Source organism: Trichlorobacter sp. (assembly GCF_034008105.1).
Lineage (GTDB): Bacteria > Desulfobacterota > Desulfuromonadia > Geobacterales > Pseudopelobacteraceae > Trichlorobacter.
In genome coordinates this window covers 1-5042 of record NZ_JAVEPN010000032.1, presented here as the reverse complement: position 1 = coordinate 5042, position 5042 = coordinate 1, and the positions used below count along the sequence as shown (strand labels likewise).

At 37.9% G+C, this 5042-nt stretch carries 5 protein-coding genes; 3 read left to right on the top strand and 2 right to left on the bottom strand.

From position 1 onward, the window contains the following. Positions 1 to 381 (bottom strand): hypothetical protein (locus RBQ93_RS12265; RefSeq protein ID WP_320372407.1); only part of this gene is annotated, 381 nt, incomplete at its 3' end. An 82-nt stretch (positions 382 to 463) separates the two neighbouring features. Then, complete coding sequence (glyA, locus tag RBQ93_RS12260) at positions 464 to 1678, bottom strand: serine hydroxymethyltransferase (RefSeq protein WP_320372406.1); 1215 nt, start codon at positions 1676 to 1678, stop codon at positions 464 to 466. Positions 1679 to 1787: 109 nt separating this feature from the next. Between glyA and RBQ93_RS12255 the strand changes: the two genes are divergently transcribed. Genes RBQ93_RS12255 through RBQ93_RS12245 form a run of 3 tightly spaced genes read left to right on the top strand, consistent with a single transcriptional unit; the run spans position 1788 to position 4971 of the window. After that, positions 1788 to 2546 carry a glycerophosphodiester phosphodiesterase family protein gene (locus tag RBQ93_RS12255; RefSeq protein WP_320372405.1) on the top strand — a complete coding sequence of 253 codons (759 nt, stop codon included), beginning with the start codon at positions 1788 to 1790 and terminating at the stop codon, positions 2544 to 2546. A 59-nt stretch (positions 2547 to 2605) separates the two neighbouring features. Next, positions 2606 to 4129, top strand: a complete 1524-nt coding sequence (locus tag RBQ93_RS12250) for an MFS transporter (protein WP_320372404.1) — start codon at positions 2606 to 2608, stop codon at positions 4127 to 4129. Between the two features lie 23 nt (positions 4130 to 4152). Continuing rightward, entirely contained in the window at positions 4153 to 4971 is an 819-nt protein-coding gene (locus tag RBQ93_RS12245; RefSeq protein WP_320372403.1) for an HAD-IIA family hydrolase, read from the top strand. Positions 4972 to 5042: the final 71 nt, after the last annotated feature.

Sequence of the window (5042 nt, the reverse complement as noted above, 5' to 3'; positions counted from 1 at the left end):
GAGAAAACCGAATAAATAAATTGCTAAACGAATAGGAAAATAGCCACCGAAAACGGTAAATAGATTAAAAATATGAATCTCTAGTTTATATGTTAAAAAAGCGGCAACAAAAAGGCCGGCGCCATATAAAATAAACCGTCCTGCGAAAAAGAGCATGACAAATCCAGCCCCTTTTGCGTTTTCACTTGTTAATACATAAGCTTGCAAAACCAGCAAACCAAAACATGCAAAGGAGATAGCCGCGCCTAACAACCACCCGAGCAACAAATCGCTACCTGTTGGTATAAGTAAAAGCAAACCAAAAACCAGGGCGCCCAAAATGTAGATGACGAGAGCCAGTAAAACTATTTTTTGATTTGTCGATAAATTTTTCAAGCGCATTTTTTCTCCATGTCAAAATGACTATAAGGAATTATAACATAAATATTTATATTTATTGCTCAAAATAAGATAAAACAGACGCTTATAATTCTTCAATATTCTTCAACTTTTTCACAATGATTTGAACCCGTGTTTGTGCTTCCTCTTTGTTGATTTTTTGACTAAGAAAATCATGAATTAATTGAGCAACGGCTTCCGCTCCGGCTTCATCAAGTCCGCGAGTAGTTAAAGCGGCTAAACCAATACGAATACCACTGGTGATGCTCGGGCGTTCTTGATCACCAGGTAACATATTTTTATTGACCGTGACATTGATTTCTTCCAACATTTTTTCTGATTCGAGACCTGTGAGACCAAAACTCTTTTTCGTATTTAAAAGGAATAAATGGTTTTCTGTACCAGAAACGACATCGCCTAGTTGAGCAAAAGTGTTTGCGGTCATCTTCGTGTTTGTAACTATGGCGCGGGCATAGTCTTTGAATGTCGGTAAGCTCGCTTCATAAAAACATTGGGCTTTAGCTCCAATAATATTTTCTAAGGGGCCACCTTGTAATCCTGGAAATGTGGCTTTATTAATTTTTTTAATAATTTCCTCATTATTGGTCAAAATAATACCGCCTCGTGGACCACGCAGGGTTTTATGAGTCGTTGATGTTACAACATCGGCATACGGAATAGGAGAAGAGTGCACCCCACCGGCAATAAGCCCGGCAATATGCGCCATATCAACCATAAAAATTGCATTAATTTTCTTGGCAATAGCGCTAATCCGTGCAAAGTCAATTTCAAAGGGATAAGCGGAAAAACCCGCTAAGATCATTTGTGGGCGTTTTTCTAAAGCAAGTTCTTCTAACTTGTCATAATCAATTCGGGCGTCATTACCGAGATGATAATGAAGAATTTGATAGTATTTAGCAGAAAAATTTACTGGTGAACCATGCGTCAAATGTCCCCCTTCATCAAGGCTCAAAGAAAGAATAGTATCACCGGGATTTAATAAAGCATAATAAGTAATCATGTTGGCGCTTGATCCTGAATGCGGTTGCACATTAGCATATTTGGCATCGAATAATTGGCAAAGCAAATCAATGGCAAGTTGTTCAATATCGTCAATATTTTGACAACCACCATAGTAGCGTTTGCCCGGAAATCCTTCCGCGTATTTATTGGTTAATACTGATCCACAAAGATTGCGAACTTCCCGGCTGGCAAAATTTTCTGAAGCAATTAATTCTAAACCTTCGTTTTGCCGGACGGTTTCGTTTCGAAGATATCTTTCTAATAATTTGTTAATCATAATTTATATTCTCCTTCACTTGTTTGTTCGTTATAATTATATAGACTGCAAGTGAAAATTGCATTAGTAACCCGATAGTTTATAATAATTAAAAAAGAGGTTTTCCCACATGAATAAACGGAGAATGAAAAACGAAGCGTTAATTGCCCCGTTTTTAGTCCAGCCCATTGCTCATCGTGGTCTTCATGATGAAAATAAAGATGAAAATTCTCTAGCCGCTTTTCGGGCTGCTATTGAACAACGTTATGCCATTGAACTTGATGTTCATTTATCAAAAGATGGGCAGCTTATTGTCGTCCACGATTCATCTTTGGAACGGGTTACGGGTCAGAGTGGCGTGGTGGAAGAAATGGAATTAAACAAAATCCGTCTCTTTACACTCCGAAATTCTGGTGAAAAGTTGCCTTTATTAAGTGAGGTTTTAGAAACGATCAATGGTCGGGTGCCGTTACTCATTGAATTGAAGGTTAGTAAGAACCGCGTTCTTTTAGCCGATGCGACCATCGCCTGTTTAGCGCGTTACAAAGCAAAAACAATGATTGCCATTCAATCGTTTGATCCTTTAGTCATGAAGTATTTGCGGAAAGCATATCCAAAGGCTTATGCTTACGGACAATTAGCATCCCGTGATATTGGGGAAAATCAACCTCGGTATGTACACTTTCTGTTTAACACGATGTTGGTTAATTGGATCTCTCAACCCAATTTTGCCGCTTATGATATAAACTATTTGCCAAAATGTTTAATAAAGCGTCTTCGGAGAAAAATGCCAGTTCTTACATGGACAGTGGATAATGAAAAAAAATTGCAATTAGCCAAAAAAGTTGCGGATAATATTATTTTTGAACGTCTTAATCCGGCAAAATAAGCCTTGTATTGGATTCTATTCATGGAAACATGATGAATATAGAAAATGGAGATAATCATATGGTTGAAGAAAAGAAGACACAAAAATCGGGATGGAAACTAAACACTAAGCAGATTTTTTATGTCGGCCTAGCATTTCTACTTATTTCAATGTTCTGGGGACTTTATGATCAGACAATGAAAATTATTTTACGCAACCGGTTTGGACTTGATCATGCCATTTCGGGAATTGTCCTTGGGCTGGACAATTTACTCGCTTTAATTTTTCTCCCCTTGTTCGGTACCTGGTCAGATAAAACTAAAGCGCGTTTAGGAAAACGCAAAATTTACATTTTAATTGGCACTATTGCTGCTGCTATCCTGTTGGTAGTAATTGGAATTATCGATGCTTGGCAATTTAATTCCGTCGATGCCCAACAAATTTCTCAAGTTTTTGAAAGTGGTGGCGGATATTCCTTCTCAATCATGGGTAATTTATTTGATGCCGATAATAATTTAGCAGGCATTCAAGTTTTCTCCTCGTCAGAACTTGCAGAAAAAGCTCGTGCGGCATACATATTAGAAAATGTGACACAACCAAACTGGTTCATCTTTACTACTTTTATGGTTGCCCTCTTCTTCTTATTAATTGCCATGTGTTCATTTAGAAGTCCTGCGGTTGCCTTAATGCCTGACGTGACCATTAAACCTTTGCGTTCAAAAGCCAACGCCATTATTAATGCGATGGGTACCATTGGTGGGGCAGTAACTATCGGAGCGGGATTGGTGCTCGGTGGATTAAACTTTGTTAATACCAATCCTTGGCATTACATACCACTTTTTGCATTAATTGCTGGTCTTATGCTCGTCTTCCTTGCCGTCTTTATGTTTTTAGTTAAAGAAGTAAAGTGGGCACAACAAATGGAGGAAGATTCCTATAAATTTGGTATTGAAACCAAAGAAGATGTGGAAAATGTTAAACAAAATAAAGAAGTGAAAATGTCGCGTGCGGTCTTCACTAGTTTTTTGTTAATTCTCCTTTCCGTTGTTCTATGGTTCTTTTCTTACAACGCCGCCTCGAGCGCGATTGCCTCTTATGCAGATGAGGTTTTGGGTATTGATAACACCTTTGCTGTTACGGCGATTGGTTTTGTTACAGCATTAATCGCTTTTTATCCTGTCGCATTAATTTCTCATAAAATTGGGCGGAGAAAGACCATTCTTATTGGTATCGCTGTTATGTTTAGCGGATTTGTCGTGGCAACTTTATCTGGTGAATTAGATGTTTTCTGGTTATTATACGTCGCAATGGCCATCATTGGTGTTGGTTGGGCCACAATTAGTGTTAACTCCTATCCAATGGTTGTGGAAATGTCTCATGGAGCAAATATTGGTAAATATACCGGTTATTATTATTCTGCAAGTATGTTTGCCCAAATCTTAACCCCCTTTATCTCCGGTTTGTTTATGAATCTTTGGGGAACAAAAGTGTTGTTCTATTACTGTCTCGTATTTGCTTTCTTAGCTTTTATTCCAATGTTCTTTGTAAAGCATGGTGAAGCGAATAAATACGAAGAAGTCCAAGCAAGTGTGGAAAGTGAGTAATAATTGTCACTTTTCGTATATTCATGGAAAAAACTGATATAAATGGGAAGTCATTACTTCCGTTAGCTAACAAGAAATTATTTTTGCTTGATCAAGATGGGACCCTTTACGAAGGGGACCATCTTTTTCCAGCAACACAACGTTTTTTATCTGTGCTCAAAAAGGCCAATATCTCCTACATGTTTATTACCAATAATTCCTCGCGTAGCATTAAAGATTATGTGAAAAAAATGGATAAATTGGGAATCGAATCTTCACCAGAAGAGTTTTATACTTCCGTCGAAGCCACCCTTCTCTACATAAAAAGTCATTATCCTCACCAAACGGTTTATCCGGTGGGCACAGCTTCTTTTATCCAGTCTCTAGTGGAAAATGGCATTGAACTGGCTTCAATTGAAAAGGCTGACATTGCCTTACTAGCTTATGATACGGAGATTACCTACGAAAAACTTGTTGCTTTGAGCAAAATGTTGACATTACGCGATGTAATTTATTTAGCCACTAATCCCGATTGGGTGTGTCCAACTAGTTTTGGCTTTATCCCCGATTGTGGATCAATGGCTTTTATGATTGAAAAAGCCACCGGTAAAAAACCTTTATTTATTGGTAAACCATCGCCTTTAATGATTAACACCATATTAAATAACCGCCATTTGAATAAAGAGGATGTGGTCGTTATCGGTGATCGTTTATATACTGACATTGCTAGCGCTCAAAATGCTGGTGTAGATTCTATTGCGGTTTTATCCGGTGAAGTCACCCTCGATGAAATCAAAAAATATTCACCACCACCGACCTATGTCATCAATGATGTTGGAGACTTAATCAATCTATTTAAATAAACGGGTGCGCCCGTTTTTTTAAATGGTAAAATCGCCTTTTTGATATAACTTGGCCCGCCGAAAAATTAAAT